Source organism: Kosakonia sp. H7A (assembly GCF_003028445.1).
Lineage (GTDB): Bacteria > Pseudomonadota > Gammaproteobacteria > Enterobacterales > Enterobacteriaceae > Kosakonia > Kosakonia radicincitans.
The window spans coordinates 25,922-44,426 of the sequence record NZ_PYTZ01000016.1; the positions used below are offsets into that span (position 1 = coordinate 25,922).

Below are 18,505 nucleotides of genomic sequence, written 5' to 3' on the forward strand. Positions count from 1 at the left end.
TTGCCATGCCTAAAATATTGTATTCCCTGACAGACCGCATCTTCGACCTGGTTACCTCTCATGCCTCTCAGGCGGCAAAAACGGCCTCGATGGTCTTTTTCGTCTTCGTGCAGTGTGCGCTCAGAGTATTTATTCTGCGTCCCCTCATTATCTTTTGCTGCATGGTACTCGCGGTTCTGACCGCCGTGCCTGTTGCGGTTTTTATCAGTCCGTCGTTCACCCAGGATGTGCTGGCTCAGGGCCTCTTACGGGTGATTCACCTGCTCCCCGGGGCGTATACCCCGCTGTTCGTTGCCGGTGCACTGTCTGAACTGGTTTACCTGATTCGCCGTTTTACGGTTCTGCCTGCTTTCTGGCCGGATAATGCGGCTCAGCGAAAAGGGAGATAAGCGATGAGTGATTTTCTGGCGAGAACGGACGCTAATCCGCCACACTGGGCGGGGGAGGTCATCGGTAAATGGGATGACCATAAGTTGCGCCTGTACGGTGGTTTTTTACGTCGGCATTACTGGACCGACCAGGGCAGTATTAATGTGTTCTGCATAAAAGGCACCGACCATCCTGACTATCAGGGACTGACCTGGCATGAGTTTCTGCACCGGGGTAAGCGCATGGATCGGAACATTCCGATGCTGGAGCGTAATCCGGGTTACTACCTGGAGACTGACCGCAAAAAACCTTCCATGTATTACAACAGCTATGACGGCATTGACTGGTATATCGGTGCTGACGGCAATCACCGCAGCGGTCTGGCGCGGTTTCTGTTTCATGAGCGGGAAATGGCGTATCTGCACGGCGTGCATCTGAACCATTATGAGTTCGATGAGCCCTTGCTGACCGTGTATCTGGCGCTTCATGAAGAACTGAGTCAGCATGCCGCACAGGGTTTTCATATGGACCTGAGTGTGGACCGCTTCCATCACAGCCGGGAGGATACCGCTGGCTGGAAAATTGATATCTTCACCACCTCGCTGTTTTTCGGTGCGGGGGAATGGCGACGGGAATATCAGGATAATCCTGCCGTCAGTGTGATCACTGCGGCCCGCGCCATTACCGACCCGATGCAGGGATGGGAATTGCTGTATTCTCTCAGGGAATGGCGCGATAAGCGTACAGCCACAAAACGATCCGGATTTTTCAGACGACTGACCGGCTGGGGGCGCAGATGAGCGATCGCTATGTCATGGAGTCCCTGCTGCGCCCTGCGGTGGAGCTGTATTCCGCGACGGTTGCGGCCAGTGCGACCTGTATCTGCCTGACCGCCCCGTGGGCAGTGGCCCTCGCGCCTTCTGTCAGCTGGGTGACGGCCGCCGGATTCGGCGTTCTGGCCCTGAAGCGCACCCGCGAGGGCATGAAAATCCTGCGTTACCGGCAGAATATCCGCCGTTTGTCCCGTTACGTGCTGACCAGTGAACAGATACCGGTCAGCCGGCGCCATCTTTTTCTCGGTAAGGGGTTTCAGTGGTCGGCTCGCCATACCCAGCGGCTGATGGAAGCACGTCGACCGGAGTGTGAAATCTATGTGCAGCCCTCCGTGCTGTACCGCATGGCGCGTGAGATGGAAAAGAAGATGGAGTACAGCCTCCCCTGGCTGTGCCGGCTGACCCGCACGGATTCGGCGCTCAACCCGTTTCGCCCTTTACCGCCGGTCGGCGGCAGCCCTGTGTATCACGGCGTGGAGCCTGATGAGACTACGGTGACTTACGATCTCGGCGAACGCGTCGGGCATATGCTCGTTATTGGCACCACCCGCGTGGGCAAGACCCGACTGGCGGAGCTGCTTATCACCCAGGATATCCGCCGTACAAACGCCGCCGGTGAACACGAGGTTGTTATTGTGTTTGATCCCAAAGGGGACGCAGATTTACTCCGGCGGATGTACGCGGAATCGCACCGCGCGGGGCGTCAGGATAATTTCTGGGTGTTCCACCTTGGCTGGCCCGATATCAGCGCCAGGTATAACGCCGTCGGACGGTTCAGCCGTATCTCCGAGGTGGCCTCCCGCGTGGCCGGACAGCTCTCCGGCGAAGGTAATTCTGCCGCTTTCCGGGAATTTGCCTGGCGTTTCGTCAATATCATCACGCGCGCGCTGGTCGCACTCGGACAACGACCGGACTACGGCCTCATTCTGCGTTATGTCACCAATATTGGTGAGCTGTATGAGACTTACGTGGATAACCTGCTGAGCGAAAAGGCGCCGCAACTGATGAGTGTGGCGGAAGCTCTGATGCAGAGCGGGATCAGCGATAAGGATCTGCCGCGTCATCTCCAGGGCAGGCCCAACGGCGTGAAAATCTGGGTGTCGGAGCAGGTACTCGGTAGTCCGGAAGGGAAAAAACTCTGGGACCCGGTGCTTGATGGTCTGCGCAGCGCAGTACAGTATGATCGCACCTACTTTGATAAAATTGTCGCATCGCTGCTGCCGCTGCTGGAAAAGCTCACCACCGGTAAAACGGCCGCACTTCTCGCCCCCGACTACGCCGACCTGGACGATCCGCGCCCGATCCTCGACTGGCACAATATCATCAAGTCGCGCGGCGTGGTGTATGTCGGCCTCGATGCGCTCTCCGATCCGGTGGTGGCAGCAGCAGTCGGCAACAGCATGTTCGCCGACCTGGTATCAGAAGGCGGTCATATCTACAAGTTCGGCCTCGGTGACGAGGAGGAAGGGAAATCCGCAAAGGTGGCCATCAACCTGCACTGCGACGAGTTCAATGAACTGATGGGGGATGAATTTATCCCGCTCATCAACAAGGGCGGCGGTGCTGGTTTTCAGGTTACGGCCTACACGCAGACACTCTCCGACATCGAGGCCCGTATTGGCAGTACGGCGAAAGCGAACCAGGTGGTGGGGAACTTCAACACCCTGGTGATGCTGCGCGTGCGCGAGAAAAATACCGCCATGCTGCTTACCGATCAGTTGCCTGAGGTGGACGTCTACCAGAAGACACTGACATCGGGTGTCACTGACGTCTCACGTCCCGGGGAAGGCACGGACTTTAACAGCAACGTCAACGACCAGGTGAGTCTGGTAAAAGTACCGATGATCAGACCCGCAGATATCATCAATCTGCCGAAAGGCCAGGCCTTTGCGCTGCTGGAAGGGGGAAGACTGTGGAAAATCCGCATGCCGCTGCCGGCGGAAAACAACGATCCGCATATGCCGGCCAGCCTGAAACACCTGGCCGACAGTATGGAGAAAAACTACCACACCGGTGAAACCTGGTGGACCGGTGGGGACATGACATTTGCAGGAGGCGCGGATGTCACGGCAGGACAGTGAAAACGGGCAGCGCAGTGTACCTGCGCGTCAGCGACAGTCCGGGCCGATTGGGCTGCTCCTGTGGGATTTTCCGGTGGGCCTTCTCGGTATTCTGCTCGGATCGCTGCTGGTCAGCCTGCTGATTGAGTATGCCTGCATCGCGCTGCTGTGGCCTGAGGAAGGCGCCGCTCACAGCTACCAGGTGATGGTGGCGGAAAGCCACTGGTTGTCGGAGGGGTATACGCGCAGCCTTCTGATGTCCGCGCCGGTTGAGACAGTCAGCCGCTGGGTGCATGTTGCCTGGCAGTGGCTGTTCGTGGACAGCGGATTCAGCGGCTGGCTGCAGTCATTTAAATCCCTGAGTGAAAAAGGCAGCGGGCTTATTCCGGCGCTGAATGGGGTGGGGGCTTCACTTGTGAGCTGGCTGGGTGTGTACCTTCAGGCCACGGTCTGGGTCACGCTGATTTTCTTTATCCGGGTTATGATCCTGTTTCTCAGTCTGCCGCTGTTTGCGCTGGTCGTCATCATGGGCGTGGTGGACGGTCTGGTCAGACGCGACCTGCGTCGCTACGGAGCGGGGTATGAATCGAGTTTTGTGTATCACCACGCCAAGCGTTTTATCAAACCCGCTCTCTATGGCCCCTGCATGCTCTATCTGGCATGGCCCACGGCGGTGTGGCCAAACCTGCTGTTGCTGCCATCCGCATTGCTGGTTGGTGGTGTGCTCGCCGTAGTGACGGGGTCCTTTAAAAAATATCTGTAGCGCGATATCGCCTGAAGTACCGGTTTCGGGATGATGCCCGGCAGCCCGCAGCTGATGCGGGCTTTTTTTATTCTTTTTCTCAAAAACGTTGATGATTCAGGAAGGTTAATGACTTTCGGCCTGGAGTGCTTTGCTGAGTTTATCCCTGACCTGCTGAAGGAATTTCTCAGGTGTAGTACCCCACAGTTCAGGATCAAATTCATCGCCATATCGTTCCATGAACTCAACGGCCAGATTATCACTTTCATCTGTCAGCAAATCGATATCAGCAAGCAGACCATATAGATTGGCTCTGCGTGAATCCTTTATAAAGGCGTCAATCTTTGGTTCTATTTCATCGCTTTCATCAATAAGGTCGTAATCCTGACCAAAGTAAATAGTAATGAAGCAGCCAAGCTCGTTAAGGTTTAATTTTTTCATATCAGGCCTTTGGAAACGCTGTCAGAACGAAGTACGGCTTATCATGCCAGTACTCAAAGCGTAAGATAACCCTCACTCTGTAGCAGGCTGTGACCTGTGCAGATCCTCTTGATACAAGAATACCTGTCTGACCAGAGAAGAGGCTTTCCAGTTCCATTTTTGCATTCATTCCAGGCGGGAGGTGCTTTACCCACATCTGTATCTGGTTCCGGTTATCTGCAATAACCTTTGATATAAGCTGTTCTGCTTCTCGCACATTCCTGAAACTGCTTGTCGCCGTTAATGTTGGTCTCCTCTCCAGCCTCTCAAACAGTTCTTCCGGCGTTTTACCTATGTGTCGCTCCAGCGTGTGGCCACCCGGAGTCCGGCCGGACAGGGATTCATGCTCAGCAAGACGTATTCGCCCTCCGCGGATCGCAGCAACACGTACTGCACCGGCAGCAATGGCAAATCCCACTGGTATCGCCAGGTCAACCGTCATACCGACTTTCATAGCGGTATCTTTATCGGCGCCCAGTGATTCAGCCAGTGCCACGGCAGAGTTGTAGGTATCCGTTGTTGTCTGGCGGCCTGTCCATATCTGCCGGACAGAGGCCTGTATGGCGTCCAGACTGTGTGTGCCGACAATCACGCAGCCTGCTTTTGTAATCATTGTGGGTTCAGGCACAATGCACAGGGCTCCGGCGCCAAGCATTTCAACGACACCGCCGGCCAGTCCCAGTCCGCCGTAAAGTCGATTGCTCAGGGTCTCTCCTTCGCTGATACTCCGGTCCGACAATACCGCAGCCATCTGCACCGGCGACATGGCTACTCTCAGTCCGTATTCATTGTCCATACAGCCACACTCCCTTTTATTATCCTGGAGGAAGTGTACCAGTATTGCTGCTATTTCGCGCAGACCCCGGGGTTTTCAACGTCACAGTCGATGCCGGATTCAGAGAATTCCGGCATTAATTTTCGCTGACACATAAAGAATTTCCTGCTGTAAGACACGCGGCTTTGCGTCACTCTCCCGACGACCAGTTAACCGGAGAGCCGCAGAATGCCTCACACCCGAATCCTCACAGCACTGCTGTTCGTCACGCTGCCCGTGCTGCAGTGCCAGGCCTCAGAGAAAGACGAGCTGGCACTGGTTATGCGTCAGCTCGACCAGGTACAGGCCGGACTTGACCGCGCCCGCGTGGCCGCCAATCAGACCCAGGATGCCCGCTTTTACTTTGATTACCAGCAGGCGACACGCGATATCACCACCATGAAGCTGGGTATCTCCTCCTATCTGGAACCCTCACGTGCTCAGCCGGTATCACGCCCTTCTTCTGTCACAGGTCAGTACCGTTCTGAGGAGCCGGCATGGCGATGAACGGCGCGCAGCTCAACGGCTGGAGTGCCGGCACCGGCAGCAGCCTGACACCTTCACAACTGAACACCCTCATTCTCGGCTCGCTTGCCATTGCCATTCTGCTTTTCAGCGCCTGGGCACTGGTTCAGGCCTACCGGGGGCTTACCACAAAGTCAGTGACATTCCGTCAGTTCAATGAGCTGGTCGTACGTCTTGTGGTGCTGTACCTGCTGATGCTGTTTCTGTTTTTCCACTGAAAGGACAACTCCATGAAATCCATGTTTCTCAGGCTTTATCATTCTGCTTTTTTGCGTTCAGGACTGCTGCTCACGACATTAATGACGATCGCTTGCCAGGCGCTGGCAGACCTGCCTCCGGTTGAGCAGCCAACCACTGGCGGTGGTGGCGGGACTTATAACACCGCCATGGGCTACATCAAGATGGGCGGGCTGGCGCTGGGCCTCCTGGTAAGCGTGGGGGCGTTCCTGGCCGTGGCGCATGCGGTCATCACCTCCTTTCATGACATTCGCCGGGGCAAGGGCGAATGGACCCAGTTCCTGATTTATCTGGTGGTTGGTATCTGCCTCATCCTGCTCGTTATCTTTCTGGCCACGAAGGCCGCGGATATTATTTGAGGAGTGCATATGGCCGTCATCGATTTTCTTCCTGACCGACTGAATAATCCGCCTGTGGTATGGAAAGGATTCACCTCCGGTGAGTTCCTGCTGGCGGCCATCATTGGCATTATTGCCGGTGTTCCACTGGCAGTACCGCTGGTACTGGTGCCTTTTATCGGCTGGCTGGCCTTTCCCACCTGTATGCTGCTGACGCCACTACTCGTTATCTTCTTTGGCGGTGGATGGATCGCCAGCTACAAACGCGGTAAACCGGAGAATTACATCTGGCAGCGCCTGGAGGAAATCCGCTGTCGTACCGGTCTGTCCCGCGCCTTGATCCTTACCAGCCGGGCATGGGAGATGAAACGTACCACAGCGATAAAACGTGGGGGCAGTCATGAGTCGTTTTCGTAACGGTATGACCGCGCGTGATAACCACATTTTCTCCCTGCGCATTGCCTGTGGGCTGTTGTTTGCCGGCATGCTGATCTGCGGTATTGGCTGGATGCGTGCGCCCTCCGAACTCACCATCCATAATCCGCCGGATCTGCGTTCCGGCAGCACCCGAAAATGGTGGGAGGTGCCCCCCTCAACCGTTTACAGCTTTGCTTTTTATATTTTCCAGCAGCTGAACTCATGGCCAAAAAATGGTGAGGTGGATTATCCGGCGAAAATTGCCCAGATGAGCCCCTATCTGACGCCGTCCTGCCAGGACTTTCTCAATAAAGACGCTGAGATGCGCAAAAACAGCGATGAGCTGCGTGACCGCGTGCGTGTGGTGTACGAGATCCCGCGCCGGGGTTACAGCAGTCACAGTGTCACCATTCTTGATCAGGACCACTGGATTGCGCAGCTCGATCTGGTGGCGGATGAGTATTACCACACCGAGCCGGTAAAACGTGCGCTGGTCCGTTATCCCCTGAAAGTGGTGCGCTGGGAGGGAGATCCTGAACGCAATCCTTTCGGACTTGCGCTGGACTGCTATGCGGCCACGCCGCAGCGTCTGGAGGCTGCCACGCTGTCTGAGCCGGAGAAAAAATAATGATTATTCAGCTGAAAAAAGGCTGTCTGGTGCTGCTCGCCGGACTGACCCTGTCGGGGGCGGCAGACGCGGTTGAGCTGATGAAGTGGGAGCGTATCCCGCTGCAGGTCCCCCTGACGGTGGGCCAGGAGCGTATCGTTTTTGTGAATAAAAACGTGCGTGTCGGCTTTCCACCCGCGCTGAACAATAAGCTGCGTATTCAGAGCACCGGCGGCGTGGTTTATCTCGATGCCAGCGAGGCGTTTCCTGTGTCGCGCCTTGAGCTGCAGAACAAGGAGAACGGGGAAATTATCCTGCTGGATGTCTCTGCTGTGCAGGGTAAAACCACGCGGGAGCCGGTGAAAATTGTCTACGATGGCGAGGTGGCCACCGCGACTGCCAGTGACAGGCAGTCCGTCAGCAGTGACGGTGACAGCACCGGCCGTCAGCCTGAACAGACGGATGCAAAAAACGGCGTGCCGGACCATAAGCCCGCAAAACTGAATGCGCCACTGCCTGTCGTGCTGACACGCTATGCGGCACAGAACATGTATGGCCCGCTGCGTACGGTTGAGCCGGTGCCGGGTATCAGCCCGGTGTCGCTGAAGCTGCCCTCTGCTATTACCACTCTGATGCCGTCAGAACCTGTCATCGTTACCCCGATGGCGGCATGGAGCCTGCAGGGCAGCAGCGTGATTGCGCTGCAGGTGCGTAACCGTTCTGCCGGAAAAGTCGTTCTCGATCCTCGCGCGCTGGAAGGCCAGTTTGTGACGGCGACGTTTCAGCACCGCTGGCTGGGCCGTGCGGGCACGCCGGAGGATACAACTGTCCTCTATCTGGTGACGGCAGGTCGCCCGGAGGGGGCCTTTATTGCGGAGCCACCGGTGCTTCAGCCTGCTGACGGGCATAAACGGAGAGCGAAAAAATGAAGGCGCCATCCTCAAATCTTCTTGTGAAAGTCGCCGTTCCACTGGTGCTGGCCGGTGCCGTCGTGGTGGGTGTGAAATCCTGCTCAGGAGGCGGGGATAAGACGGTGGCGCCACACACGGCTAACAATGCCGCGCTGAAAGACCTGTCTCCGGAGGACCTTAAGGCGCTGGGTATTGAAGGTGACACGCCGCAGGACACGCTGCGCACGGTGGTGGGGAACTTCCGCAAGGTCCAGGATCGTCTTGATGCGCTCGCGGATGATAACAAAAAGCTGAGTGATGAAAACAAAGCCCTGAAAACCACCAACAGCAACGTGGACACGCAGATTAATCAGGCGGTCAGTAATGTCCGTGCCGAGGAGGCGCAGAAACGCCAGCAGCTCAGTGCTGAGGTCACCGATCTCAGTACCCAGGTCAAACAGTTGATGGATCAGTTGCGCAATGGCGGTGCCGGCACGGAATCCGGAAAAAACGGCGGCTCCGGTAGCGATATTCCGATCGGGCTGGGTTATGACAGCGGACTGAACAGCGGCGCTGCCGGCGTATCGTCTTCCGCTGATGGCCTTCAGTGGGTGGAGCCAAAAGACGGTGTCCCCGTTGATGCCAGCGGTCGACCGGTGACCGACAGCAATAAAAATAATGCTACGGGCTTCTCCTTCGCTTCCTCATTCAGCGAAGCGGGTGAGGCAGGTAAACAGGTTGCCGGGAAAACGGCCACAGCGGTCCAGACGCAGCTTACTGATGCACAGAAGGCCACCGACCCGGTGTATACGCTGCCGGAAAACTCGACTCTTGTGGGCAGCCGCGCAATGACCGCGCTGCTGGGGCGTATCCCCATCGATGGCAAGGTGACGGACCCCTATCCCTTTAAGGTGATGATTGGCAAGGACAACCTGACGGCAAACGGCATCGAGTTGCCTGACGTGCAGGGGGCCATTGTCTCCGGTACGGCGACGGGCGACTGGACGCTGTCATGCGTACGTGGCGCCATTACCAGCATCACCTTTGTCTTCAGCGACGGCACGGTCAGGACGCTGCCTTCGCCTGACGGGCAGGGACAGAACGCAAACAGTGGTAATCAGAACAGTCAGGGCGGTAATAACAGCAGTATTGGCTGGCTGTCCGACGATAACGGTATTCCCTGCATCTCCGGCACGCGTAAAAGCAACGCCTCGACCTATCTGCCGACCATGGTCACACTTGCGGCCGCCAGTGCGGCGGGTGATGCCGTGGCGGAAAACCAGAGTACCGGCCAGACCAACGCGTACGGTGGCGTGACCTCAACGCTCACCGGTGATGCCGGTCAGGCTGTGCTGGGTAAAGCGCTTTCAGGCGGAATGCGTGAGACCGTTGACTGGGTGAAGGCCCGCTATGGCCAGACGTTTGATGCCATCTATGTGCCACCGGGGAAGACCGTGGCCCTGCATATTACACGCCAGCTGGCCATCAATTACGAAGAAAAAGGCCGTAAAGTGAAATATGACTTCAGCCTGGCCGGTAACGGCACGGGTATGGACTGACGGGAGTTCCGATGCAAAACACCAATCTCAGTTTACTCTCTACAGCAGTCGCTCTGACGCTTCTGCTGACCGGCTGCAGTACGTCGAAAGATGAGATGCTGCCGCCCGGCGACAGCACCATGCTGGAACTCTGGAACGACGGTGCCTCCGCAACCCATGCAACCGGCGAGGGCCGCACCACCCTGCGCCGCCCGGTCACCGACAGTGAGCGCGTTATTTCACAGCAGACGCGCGAAAGCTACAGCCGCACTCAGGAGAATGAAATCCAGCAGACGTTTCCGCGTCTGCCTAATCCCGACATGGTGATGTATGTCTTCCCGCATCTGGCCGACGGCAACACGCCAGTGCCTGGCTACAGCACGGTATTTCCTTTCTACAGTCAGGTGCAGTACGCGCTGCCTGGCGAGCGCACGGAGGATTTGTAATGGCATTTTCACTTTTCCGTCGCAGGGCTGAAGCGCAGGAGGCGCACCAGTACGGTGACGGGCCGTTTTCCGTTAACGGCCATGAGCCCCTGACGCGCGAGGGGCGTCTGACCCGCAGCGATGAAGCGAAGCTGTATGAGACGGCCCCGTCCATCATCGATCACATTCCCTGGGGTGAATATCTCCCTGAACATCAGTGCATCCTGCTTGATGACGGCATGTCCGTAGGGGCGGTCTACGAAATCATTCCGGTGGGCACCGAGGGGCGTCCGGATTCCCGCCTGGAGGAAATCCGCGACGTGGTGGAAAACGCGCTGCAGGACAGCCTGCCGGAGCTGGATACACATCAGTGGGTGGTGCAGTTCTACTGTCAGGATGAGTCTGACCTGATGGCGTATATGGATAAGATCCGGGGATATGTGAAGCCCCGGGCGCAGGGCACCGCTTTCACGAACGCCTGGCTGAAGGAGCAGGCCCGTCACCTGCAGAATGTGGCCACTGAAAAAGGCCTGTTTGTCGATGAGGCCGTCACCGGTGCGCCGTGGCGCGGTCAGATCCGTCGTACTCGTATGGTCATCTACCGCTGGGTGGAATCACCGTATCGCGACCCCATGGCCCCCGAGGTGCTGCTGAAGCAGGTCTGCGATCGCCTGACGGCCGCGATGAGCGGTGCCGGTATTCAGTGCCTGCGCCAGAACGGTGAACAGATCCACAGCTGGCTGCTGCGCTGGTTCAATCCCGATCCCAAATGGGTTGATAAAGCCACACTGTATCGTTGCGCCAGACATACTGACGACGCTCCTGGCGAACTGCCGTTGCTGAATGATTTCAGTGAAAGTCTGTGGTTCACCCGCCCCCGCAGCGACGCGGAGAAAGGGGTGTGGTGGTTTGACGACGTGGCGCACAGGGCGGTGCCGGTGGCCCGCCTGCGCACACCACCGTCCACGGGGCACCTGACCGGTGAGGTCCGGCGCGGCGATAACATCAACGCCATTATGGACCTGCTGCCGGAAGGCACGGTGCTCACCATGACGCTGGTTATTCAGCCCCAGGACAAGCTCGAGGAGAACTTTGCCCGCCTGAGTCGCGACTCGATGGGGGAGAACGTGGATTCGCTGCGTGCCCGGGAGGATGCGGCCACAGCCCGCACTTACCTGGGTAATAAGCATAAACTGTATCGCGCGGCCATTACCCTGCTGATTAAAGCACGGGATCTGTCTTCGCTCGACAAACGCTACCTTGACCTCAGCAGTAAGCTGCTGAACTGCGGGCTGGAGCCGGTAAACCCGGAGCATGATATCGGGCCGCTCAGCACCTATATGCGTGCATTACCCATGTGCTTCAGTCCGGCACAGGACCGGCACAACTGGTATACGCGGCTGATGTTCGTGCAGCATTTTGCCTGCCTGGCGCCGGTGTACGGGCGCGATACCGGCACAGGGAATCCCGGATTTACCTTCTTTAACCGGGGCGGTGGTCCACTGTCCGTCGATCCCCTCAACAAAAATGACCGTACGCAGAACGCCCACCTCCTGCTTTTTGGGCCGACCGGTGCGGGTAAATCGGCTACAGCACTTGATAAGCTGGCCCAGATGATAGCCATTTACCGTTCACGTATCTTTTTACTGGAAGCGGGTAACAGTTTCGGGCTGGCCGGAGACTATTTTGAGTCCCTGGGGCTCACCGTTCATCGTGTCAGTATCAAGCCCGGTAAGGCCATCTCTCTGGCGCCGTTCGGGGATTCGCATCTGCTGATGCAGGAAAAACCGGATGAACTCATTATCAGTGAAGAGGCGCTTCCGGATATTGATGACGATGAGGACAAGGATGAAAAACGTGATGTGCTGGGAGAGATGGAGATTGCCGCCCGCTTGATGATCACTGGCGGCGAGCCAGCGGAGGAGCAGAGAATGACGCGCGCCGATCGCGGGATGATCCGTGAGGCCATCATGATCGCCGCGCGGAGCACGTTTGAGGCCGGACGGCAGATGTTGCCTGAAGACCTGATGTTTGCGCTGCAGGGCATCGCCCGCGATACGGGTATGGGTGAGGACGGGCGTGAAAAGCGCACGGCCGCGCGCCGGGCCCGCGCCGAGGAAATGTCGGAAGCGCTGCGGATGTTTACCGAAGGCTTTGAAGGCGAGCTGTTTAACCGTCCGGGTACGCCGTGGCCGGAGGCTGACGTGACCATCGTTGACCTTGGTACGCTGGCGCGCGAAGGCTATGAGGCGCAGATGGCCGTTGCGGTGATTTCCCTGCTCAACACCATCAACAACATTGCTGAGCGCGAGCAGTACAGTGACAGGGATATTATCGTCTCTATCGATGAGGCGCATATCGTGACCGCAAATCCCCTGATGGGGCCTTATGCCACCAAGATTGTGAAAATGTGGCGTAAGCTGGGTGCCTGGCTCTGGCTGTTCACGCAGAACCTGGCCGACTTTCCGGATACGGCCAAAAAGATGCTCAATATGGCGGAGTGGTGGATTTGTCTGGTGATGCCCCCTGATGAAGTGGAGCAGATAGCGCGCTTTAAAACGCTGAACAGTGAACAGAAGGCGATGCTGTTGTCTGCCACCAAACTTCCTAAAAAATATACGGAAGGCGTAATTTTGTCACGTAAGGTGCAGGCCCTGTTCCGTGCCGTACCCCCGAGCCTCTACCTTGCTCTGGGTATGACAGAAAAAGAAGAAAAAGCTGAAAGACGGCTCATTATGAATAAATTACAGTGCAGTGAACTTGAGGCCGCATTCCAGGTTGCACGTCGTCTTGATGCCAGCCGTGGTTTACATATCTGACAGGGGAATTCATGAAGAAACTGACTATGGCACCGCCGATGGTCGTTGCGGACAAAGCGCTGATTGCTTCTGTCATTTTTACCGTACCGCCGCAGGGTATGGCCTCGATAGGGCAGTCTGACAGCGCGTCGCTTGATACGCTGCTGCGGGAAATACTGAAACGCCTGGAAACACCGTTTTTGCTGTCGGTTTACCCGCACCGTGTGGGCCGTCGCAGCTGCGTGGCGGTACACCTGACGGATGAGAATGAAAAAAAACTGGATATTCTGATCACCGTGACCGGCAATACGCTGTGGCCCGGTGAAGCGGAGTTCAGAAATGGCTTGCGATGGAATGTCTGCGTACCCGACGCCACAGACCTGCTGTGGGTACTGAAGGAGATTGACAGAGTTACGGGCGGGGAAATCTGCAGTTAACAGGACCTGCGTGTTTGTCGGACAGCGCTTTCTGCTGTCTGACAAATACGCAGGCTGCGGGTGCGGGCGGCAAAGAGCCCGCGTTAATGTACGTTTTCATTCTGTACAGCGATTGAGTCTGATACTTCAATAAACCCTTCATTCATTTCCTCGCTCAGCTATCAGTACCCTTCATTTTATCGGCTCTGCATTTTATAAAGGCGTCGTGTTTCAGTCCGTTGCCCATTCGGCGTGTGTTCACCTCTATATCAATGTAGAGTTCCCGGCAGTCACAATGGCTTCCCGTTCATTATCGTCTCCATAGAGGTGGCCTTTCCTTTACAGACCGGTTTCCTGTCTCTCCACTGGCAGGCTGTCATGACATTGCCGACTATTCTTCCACAGACGCAATCACAGTTCTTTATTTAACCCTCCGCGCGCTTCCGGAAAATGACACCTGAACCCACATAACGGAGTCTTCCGATGCGCTATCCCTTTGAACTCGATCCGCAGATTATCCACCACATCATCTACAGTCAGGCTGGTTCGATCGGCAAGGCCGTGATTGAACTTATTATGAACAGCGTCGATGCCGGCGCTGGCGCGGTGATTATCGACATTACCCCAGAGGGGTTCTCCTGCCGAGACGATGGCCGGGGTTTTGCGTCATACGATGATGTTAAGCGCTACTTTGGCCGGTTCGGTACCCCGCACCAGGAGGGCGATGCCACTTATGGCCGTTTCCGGCTCGGTCGTGGTCAGATTATGGCACATGCCCGGACTCTCTGGCGTTCGCAGGCATGGCAGATGTCCGTTGATACGCGTGAGATGGGGTATCACTATGACCTGGAAGAGCTGACCGCTCCGGTGCCGGGCTGTGTCATCAGCGGTGAATGGTATGATCCGCTGACCAGTCAGGAACGGATGTCGTGTCTTCAGGAAATTCGGGACCTGGTGCGCTATACGCCCGTCACCGTGCACTTGAACGGCACCGTCATTACCCGCCTGCCAGCGCTGGAAAAGTGGGATTTGGAGGACGATGAGGCCTGGTATCGCCTGCGCGAAGACGGTGCCGTGTCGGTATACAATCAGGGCGTCCTGGTGCGACATGACCCGGCTCATGTCTGGGGCGTGGGTGGCCTTATCGTCAGTAAAAAGCCGCTCGCACTGAACGTCTCCCGCACCGAAATCCTGCGCAAGACCTGCCCGGTGTGGAAATCGATTGCGGCCCGGTTTGGCCGGCTTGCCGCCACTTTTTCTGACCATCAGGGTAAGCACCGTAAAACGGAAGCCCGGCGGGAGAAAACGGCGCGTTCGCTGCTGTCCGGCGAGGGAGACATGCAGAGTCTTTTCAATGGTGAAGAGGCGATAACCCTGCTGCCGGGAAAGCAGCACGTCACGCTGGAGCACTTCATCCGCAAATGCTGCCATTACCCCTCTGCGGTGGATAAAAACTTTTTCACTCTTATCCGCTATGCCGGTGAGGTGCCCCGGGGAGAACTCATTGCCCGTGCGGGGATCGCGCCGGTGGTGCATCCGGTCACGCTTTCCCGCTTTGGCTGTTATGAACCTGAAGAGTTCATGGAGTGCCTGAGCCGTGTCCGGGAAAACCTGATGGCGTACCGGGAACCCCTACCCCGTGAGCAGCGATGGGGTTCCGGCTGGCAGTCAGAACTGGCGCTCGTTGACTTTGAGACGCTCAGTGCAAACTTTATCGACTGCACGCAGATGGTCAGCGAAAAGCAACTGGATAAGGAGACCCGGCGGGCGTGGACGGCGCTGCGCTGGTGTCTGGCCGAATACGCTGCTGTCTGCTCGGGCGGCGAAGCCGGTTATCAGTCGCGGGCGTATGGCGGCAAACGCTTCCAGATTCTGCTGGGTGAGTCGACGTCGTCCGATGCCTGGACGGACGGCGAAACCTACATCGCGTACAACATCGATATCGTCCGCCGGCTGAAGCCTGATGCGCTGCGTACCGCCAGTCTGCTGTTCAGCCTGACGGAGCACGAGGTGGCACACCAGGGCGACAGCCTGGACTGTGGCCACGATGAGGCCTTTTACCAGCGCTTTCATGACATCAGTACCCTTTGTGCGCCCGATCGTCAGCACTACATGCACATCTGGCTGATGAAGTACACCACCAGTCTGGAAGCGGAGGGCAGGCGTGCCAAAGGCACGGCATGGCGGGAGCGTTACCTGTCGGAGCGCGCCAGTACCGGCCGGGAGAAAAAGGGGCTTCCCGGTGTCATCAGCCATGAAGGCATTGAGGTCGCTGTGAACGCGCCGTCTGAGCCGGAGGATGTTGCCCGGCTCAGCTTTCTCAACCTGCAGCTGAACGGTGCGGGCACGGCAGTACCGGCGGAGATCGACTGGAACAGCGTGGTGGCCGCGGGTATTGAGCAGACCCGGGTAAATCAGGACATACGTGGCCAACAAAAGAAACTACTGGAGGAATGGTACGCTTCAGATGAGGGCGCGGCCGGGATACTGACGGATGAGCAATGGGGAGGGGAAGATGAAGAGCAGATGTGGCTGGAGTCCCGAAAACTGCATTACCTGTCCATTTTACCCGGGGCGACTGAGGAAAATCTGAATGACAGTGCCCTGAAGTTTCTGGCTTATATGACCGTTTCAGAAGAGGAAGAACTGGCCGCCTGGGCCATGCGGGCTTGGGAAAACAGTGACCAGTGGTACGCCAGAAATACCCCTTCATACCCTGAGAGTGAAGACCTGTATGACCAGGACTTCGATCAGTCACCTGAAAGTGAAAGAGCGATCCCGGCGGACTGGCTGCCCTTTGTGCGGGAGGGGGAGACCCGCTGGATGGTTGAACGTAATACCGCCGCAGCGGGTTTCATGTGGGAAATGGATTACCTTCACTGGCGTAAGGAGAACGAAGCCTGACATCCGGTTTAATTTTCATTTTCCGGGTATGAGTTAAATACTGACCTGTCCATCAACTGAACGCACCCTGAGCGGGTTACTCACTCAGGGAGTGTTCTCCATGAAATTACCCGTCTGCTGCCTCGCAGCACTGTTCCTTACCGCCGGCGCCCGTGCCGGCACCGTCATTTATACCGACAGCGCCCACCCGGTAACGGGCAACCCGGGCCCTGACGTGACCGTCATTCTGCTGGATGCCCCTGACCGGCTACAGTCCGGACTGTTCGGCCCGCTGCCGGCAGACCCGGCGCAGGCTGAACAGCAGGCCCGCGCTGTCATCAGCTCGTCCGCTTTTCAGCAGCGTCAGCAGGACCTTGCCGGAACCTGGGCCGGTCTCACGCGCGCCTGGTCACTGGGGGTTGAGAAATATCCCGCCGTGGTGTTTGACGATAAATGGGTGGTCTACGGTACCACCGACGTCGGTGTGGCCACGCAGCAACTGACTGCCTGGAAGGCGAGGGGACAATGAACATGATGCTCTCCCGTCCGCGCCGGCTGGCGCTGGCCACGTTGCTGACCTGCACGGGGACGCTGGCCAGCGTCAACACCGCGGGGCTGCTCTCCAGTGCGGCCAGTCCGGACTGTATCAGCTGGCGTATCAGCGGTATCTGTTACTGGCTTCTCTGTACGCCGTTCGGCTGCTCGGTCAAAACCTCCGTGAAGGTCACGCATTTCATCCCGCAGGCCGTGGTCTCGGCCTATCTCAGCCCCGGCGCCAATCCCTGGACAGAAATGTCGGCCGTCAGCAGCCTGGCTGACGGTGCCGAAAGTACGCTGCTGGGTGGTGCGGCCGGTGTGGCCACCGGCGGCGGACGTCAGGAGATGAAAGCCCCCGGCGAGCGTAAACAGAACCTGCACTTTTACTACGGTGACGCCTGGGGTCACCCGGCCACGAAACTCATCGGCGGGATGGTCCCGGGGTATTCCTGTGACAGTGCCGCCACGCCGTTTATGCCGTACTTTACGAGCAGCCTCGATGCGCTGGCCTGGCGCACCGGCGTGCCGGAATCGCTCTATCCGGAGGCGTTAATCCCTGGGCAGCGTGAAATCGGCAGCACGACCAGCGGCAATATGTGGGGCAATGTCTACCCCCGCAGTGGCTTTGTCACCCAGACCGACAGCTACAAATCGGCGGCCGTTGTGGTACAGCGCGTGGCCGACATTATCACCCGGCAGGGACAGCTGCATGTTTACAGTCCTCTCACTGGCCAGCGATCGCCGGGATACTGGCCACCTGAGCCGGTGCAGGAGAATACCGGCACGAAAAATCACAAGTGGCAGCGCCTCTCTCCGCAGTTGTCGCAGAACTGCGCGGTGTTCCCCGACACCGGCGGACAGACGGCTGAAGACGGCAACTATGCCTGGGCACTGTGGCAGCCCTACAGCTGCTGCAAACGACGTGGCCAGACCTTCCTTTACAGCACCGATTTCTCATGAGGATTATGCAGATGAAACAGCAGTATCCGCAGCGGCTGCGCCGCCCCCTGGCGACACTGGCGCTTTTTGCCGCTCTTTCCCTGCCGGCACTGGCCGTGAATACATCGCTTTCGTCCGACGGTGCCTCGGTCAGCGGCGCCATCAATGACGGCCTTTTTTATTCCATCGGTGGTGGCTCAGTGATTTCTCCGCCGCCGAGCCGCAGCAATATGTCGCGACTCGGGCTGAACGGAGGCTGGAGCAGCGATCTCATGTGCGGCAACTTCGACCTGAAAACGACCGTGGGAAATCAGCTTAATGGTATCACCAGTGGGTTTAAGGACCTGATGGGCAATGTGATTCAGGGTGCCACCGGTGCGGTCATGAGCATGCCGGCGATGGCCATCCAGCGTGCCAATCCGGGGCTGTACGAAATGCTGACCAACGGCGTGCTGCAGGCGGGGCTCAGTTACGATAAAGCCCTGCTGAACTGCCAGAATATGTCGAAAAAACTCGCCGATTACACACTTGGCAGCAAATGGCAGCAGGCTGCTGTAGCCGAAGAGTATAAAGACGTCGTGGCTTCGAGCGGCGGGGATGCCGTCTCCAGCGACCAGCAACTGCAGAAGGCCACCGGTGAAGAAGGTGTCACCTGGG

At 57.5% G+C, this 18,505-nt stretch carries 19 protein-coding genes and 1 pseudogene; 18 read left to right on the forward strand and 2 right to left on the reverse strand.

The genetic code is table 11. The features are described from left to right. Positions 1-5: 5 nt before the first annotated feature. Genes CWM66_RS27210 through CWM66_RS27225 form a run of 4 tightly spaced genes read left to right on the forward strand, consistent with a single transcriptional unit; the run spans position 6 to position 4,025 of the window. Positions 6-389 carry a hypothetical protein gene (locus CWM66_RS27210; protein ID WP_107147710.1) on the forward strand — a complete coding sequence of 128 codons (384 nt, stop codon included), beginning with the start codon at positions 6-8 and terminating at the stop codon, positions 387-389. 3 nt (positions 390-392) lie between these two features. Next, a complete protein-coding gene (locus tag CWM66_RS27215; RefSeq protein WP_071921474.1) occupies positions 393-1,169 on the forward strand; it encodes a hypothetical protein in 777 nt (258 codons plus the stop codon). Continuing rightward, on the forward strand, positions 1,166-3,283 hold the full coding sequence (traD, locus tag CWM66_RS27220; RefSeq protein WP_107147711.1) for a type IV conjugative transfer system coupling protein TraD: 2,118 nt from the start codon (positions 1,166-1,168) through the stop codon (positions 3,281-3,283). The genes CWM66_RS27215 and traD overlap by 4 nt, the downstream gene beginning before the upstream one ends. Next, positions 3,264-4,025 carry a TIGR03747 family integrating conjugative element membrane protein gene (locus CWM66_RS27225; RefSeq protein WP_107147712.1) on the forward strand — a complete coding sequence of 254 codons (762 nt, stop codon included), beginning with the start codon at positions 3,264-3,266 and terminating at the stop codon, positions 4,023-4,025. The genes traD and CWM66_RS27225 overlap by 20 nt, the downstream gene beginning before the upstream one ends. Before the next feature lie 105 nt (positions 4,026-4,130). Here the strand turns inward: CWM66_RS27225 and CWM66_RS27230 are convergent, their stop codons facing one another. After that, the gene (locus CWM66_RS27230; protein WP_107147713.1) at positions 4,131-4,445 is read right to left on the reverse strand and encodes a contact-dependent growth inhibition system immunity protein; all 315 of its coding nucleotides are present in this window, start codon (positions 4,443-4,445) and stop codon (positions 4,131-4,133) included. Between the two features lies 1 nt (position 4,446). Then, the gene (locus CWM66_RS27235) at positions 4,447-5,280 is read right to left on the reverse strand and encodes an RNase A-like domain-containing protein (RefSeq protein WP_107147714.1); all 834 of its coding nucleotides are present in this window, start codon (positions 5,278-5,280) and stop codon (positions 4,447-4,449) included. A gap of 207 nt (positions 5,281-5,487) precedes the next feature. Here CWM66_RS27235 and CWM66_RS27240 point away from each other — a divergent pair, with 207 nt between their 5' ends. From CWM66_RS27240 to CWM66_RS27305, 14 genes and pseudogenes are all read left to right on the forward strand, one after another. Next, the gene (locus CWM66_RS27240; RefSeq protein ID WP_107147715.1) at positions 5,488-5,805 is read left to right on the forward strand and encodes an RAQPRD family integrative conjugative element protein; all 318 of its coding nucleotides are present in this window, start codon (positions 5,488-5,490) and stop codon (positions 5,803-5,805) included. Further along, positions 5,796-6,041 (forward strand): TIGR03758 family integrating conjugative element protein, encoded by a 246-nt coding sequence (locus CWM66_RS27245; protein WP_107147716.1) that lies wholly within the window; start codon positions 5,796-5,798, stop codon positions 6,039-6,041. Before CWM66_RS27240 ends, CWM66_RS27245 begins: the two co-directional genes overlap by 10 nt. Before the next feature lie 12 nt (positions 6,042-6,053). Beyond that, positions 6,054-6,419, forward strand: coding sequence for a TIGR03745 family integrating conjugative element membrane protein (locus CWM66_RS27250; protein WP_107147717.1), 366 nt, complete (start codon positions 6,054-6,056; stop codon positions 6,417-6,419). Positions 6,420-6,428: 9 nt separating this feature from the next. Then, positions 6,429-6,815 carry a TIGR03750 family conjugal transfer protein gene (locus CWM66_RS27255; protein ID WP_107147718.1) on the forward strand — a complete coding sequence of 129 codons (387 nt, stop codon included), beginning with the start codon at positions 6,429-6,431 and terminating at the stop codon, positions 6,813-6,815. After that, a complete protein-coding gene (locus CWM66_RS27260) occupies positions 6,799-7,443 on the forward strand; it encodes a PFL_4703 family integrating conjugative element protein (RefSeq protein WP_107147719.1) in 645 nt (214 codons plus the stop codon). The genes CWM66_RS27255 and CWM66_RS27260 overlap by 17 nt, the downstream gene beginning before the upstream one ends. Next, positions 7,443-8,351 carry a TIGR03749 family integrating conjugative element protein gene (locus CWM66_RS27265; RefSeq protein ID WP_107147720.1) on the forward strand — a complete coding sequence of 303 codons (909 nt, stop codon included), beginning with the start codon at positions 7,443-7,445 and terminating at the stop codon, positions 8,349-8,351. The genes CWM66_RS27260 and CWM66_RS27265 overlap by 1 nt, the downstream gene beginning before the upstream one ends. Continuing rightward, positions 8,348-9,871 carry a TIGR03752 family integrating conjugative element protein gene (locus tag CWM66_RS27270; RefSeq protein WP_107147721.1) on the forward strand — a complete coding sequence of 508 codons (1,524 nt, stop codon included), beginning with the start codon at positions 8,348-8,350 and terminating at the stop codon, positions 9,869-9,871. Before CWM66_RS27265 ends, CWM66_RS27270 begins: the two co-directional genes overlap by 4 nt. 11 nt (positions 9,872-9,882) lie before the next feature. After that, complete coding sequence (locus CWM66_RS27275; RefSeq protein WP_107147722.1) at positions 9,883-10,296, forward strand: TIGR03751 family conjugal transfer lipoprotein; 414 nt, start codon at positions 9,883-9,885, stop codon at positions 10,294-10,296. Further along, on the forward strand, positions 10,296-13,094 hold the full coding sequence (locus CWM66_RS27280; RefSeq protein WP_107147723.1) for a conjugative transfer ATPase: 2,799 nt from the start codon (positions 10,296-10,298) through the stop codon (positions 13,092-13,094). The genes CWM66_RS27275 and CWM66_RS27280 overlap by 1 nt, the downstream gene beginning before the upstream one ends. 11 nt (positions 13,095-13,105) lie before the next feature. Further along, the gene (locus CWM66_RS27285; protein ID WP_107147724.1) at positions 13,106-13,510 is read left to right on the forward strand and encodes a hypothetical protein; all 405 of its coding nucleotides are present in this window, start codon (positions 13,106-13,108) and stop codon (positions 13,508-13,510) included. Between the two features lie 462 nt (positions 13,511-13,972). Beyond that, positions 13,973-16,393, forward strand: a complete 2,421-nt coding sequence (locus CWM66_RS27290) for an ATP-binding protein (protein ID WP_107147725.1) — start codon at positions 13,973-13,975, stop codon at positions 16,391-16,393. Between the two features lie 100 nt (positions 16,394-16,493). After that, positions 16,494-16,901, forward strand: coding sequence for a TIGR03757 family integrating conjugative element protein (locus tag CWM66_RS27295; protein ID WP_107147726.1), 408 nt, complete (start codon positions 16,494-16,496; stop codon positions 16,899-16,901). Continuing rightward, complete coding sequence (locus CWM66_RS27300) at positions 16,898-17,869, forward strand: TIGR03756 family integrating conjugative element protein (protein ID WP_107147727.1); 972 nt, start codon at positions 16,898-16,900, stop codon at positions 17,867-17,869. The genes CWM66_RS27295 and CWM66_RS27300 overlap by 4 nt, the downstream gene beginning before the upstream one ends. An 11-nt stretch (positions 17,870-17,880) precedes the next feature. Further along, positions 17,881-18,505, forward strand: a pseudogene (locus tag CWM66_RS27305) (integrating conjugative element protein); the annotation flags it as partial.

What these genes read in the sequence shown, in the direction of transcription:
- CWM66_RS27285 (WP_107147724.1), top strand. Translation starts at nt 13,106, where the DNA reads ATGAAGAAACTGACTATGGCACCGCCGATGGTCGTTGCGGACAAAGCG.
- CWM66_RS27230 (WP_107147713.1), bottom strand. Translation starts at nt 4,445, where the DNA reads ATGAAAAAATTAAACCTTAACGAGCTTGGCTGCTTCATTACTATTTAC.
- CWM66_RS27260 (WP_107147719.1), top strand. Translation starts at nt 6,799, where the DNA reads ATGAGTCGTTTTCGTAACGGTATGACCGCGCGTGATAACCACATTTTC.
- CWM66_RS27235 (WP_107147714.1), bottom strand. Translation starts at nt 5,280, where the DNA reads ATGGACAATGAATACGGACTGAGAGTAGCCATGTCGCCGGTGCAGATG.
- CWM66_RS27250 (WP_107147717.1), top strand. Translation starts at nt 6,054, where the DNA reads ATGAAATCCATGTTTCTCAGGCTTTATCATTCTGCTTTTTTGCGTTCA.
- CWM66_RS27210 (WP_107147710.1), top strand. Translation starts at nt 6, where the DNA reads ATGCCTAAAATATTGTATTCCCTGACAGACCGCATCTTCGACCTGGTT.
- CWM66_RS27275 (WP_107147722.1), top strand. Translation starts at nt 9,883, where the DNA reads ATGCAAAACACCAATCTCAGTTTACTCTCTACAGCAGTCGCTCTGACG.
- CWM66_RS27295 (WP_107147726.1), top strand. Translation starts at nt 16,494, where the DNA reads ATGAAATTACCCGTCTGCTGCCTCGCAGCACTGTTCCTTACCGCCGGC.
- traD (WP_107147711.1), top strand. Translation starts at nt 1,166, where the DNA reads ATGAGCGATCGCTATGTCATGGAGTCCCTGCTGCGCCCTGCGGTGGAG.
- CWM66_RS27270 (WP_107147721.1), top strand. Translation starts at nt 8,348, where the DNA reads ATGAAGGCGCCATCCTCAAATCTTCTTGTGAAAGTCGCCGTTCCACTG.
- CWM66_RS27300 (WP_107147727.1), top strand. Translation starts at nt 16,898, where the DNA reads ATGAACATGATGCTCTCCCGTCCGCGCCGGCTGGCGCTGGCCACGTTG.
- CWM66_RS27280 (WP_107147723.1), top strand. Translation starts at nt 10,296, where the DNA reads ATGGCATTTTCACTTTTCCGTCGCAGGGCTGAAGCGCAGGAGGCGCAC.
- CWM66_RS27255 (WP_107147718.1), top strand. Translation starts at nt 6,429, where the DNA reads ATGGCCGTCATCGATTTTCTTCCTGACCGACTGAATAATCCGCCTGTG.
- CWM66_RS27290 (WP_107147725.1), top strand. Translation starts at nt 13,973, where the DNA reads ATGCGCTATCCCTTTGAACTCGATCCGCAGATTATCCACCACATCATC.
- CWM66_RS27240 (WP_107147715.1), top strand. Translation starts at nt 5,488, where the DNA reads ATGCCTCACACCCGAATCCTCACAGCACTGCTGTTCGTCACGCTGCCC.
- CWM66_RS27215 (WP_071921474.1), top strand. Translation starts at nt 393, where the DNA reads ATGAGTGATTTTCTGGCGAGAACGGACGCTAATCCGCCACACTGGGCG.
- CWM66_RS27245 (WP_107147716.1), top strand. Translation starts at nt 5,796, where the DNA reads ATGGCGATGAACGGCGCGCAGCTCAACGGCTGGAGTGCCGGCACCGGC.
- CWM66_RS27265 (WP_107147720.1), top strand. Translation starts at nt 7,443, where the DNA reads ATGATTATTCAGCTGAAAAAAGGCTGTCTGGTGCTGCTCGCCGGACTG.
- CWM66_RS27225 (WP_107147712.1), top strand. Translation starts at nt 3,264, where the DNA reads ATGTCACGGCAGGACAGTGAAAACGGGCAGCGCAGTGTACCTGCGCGT.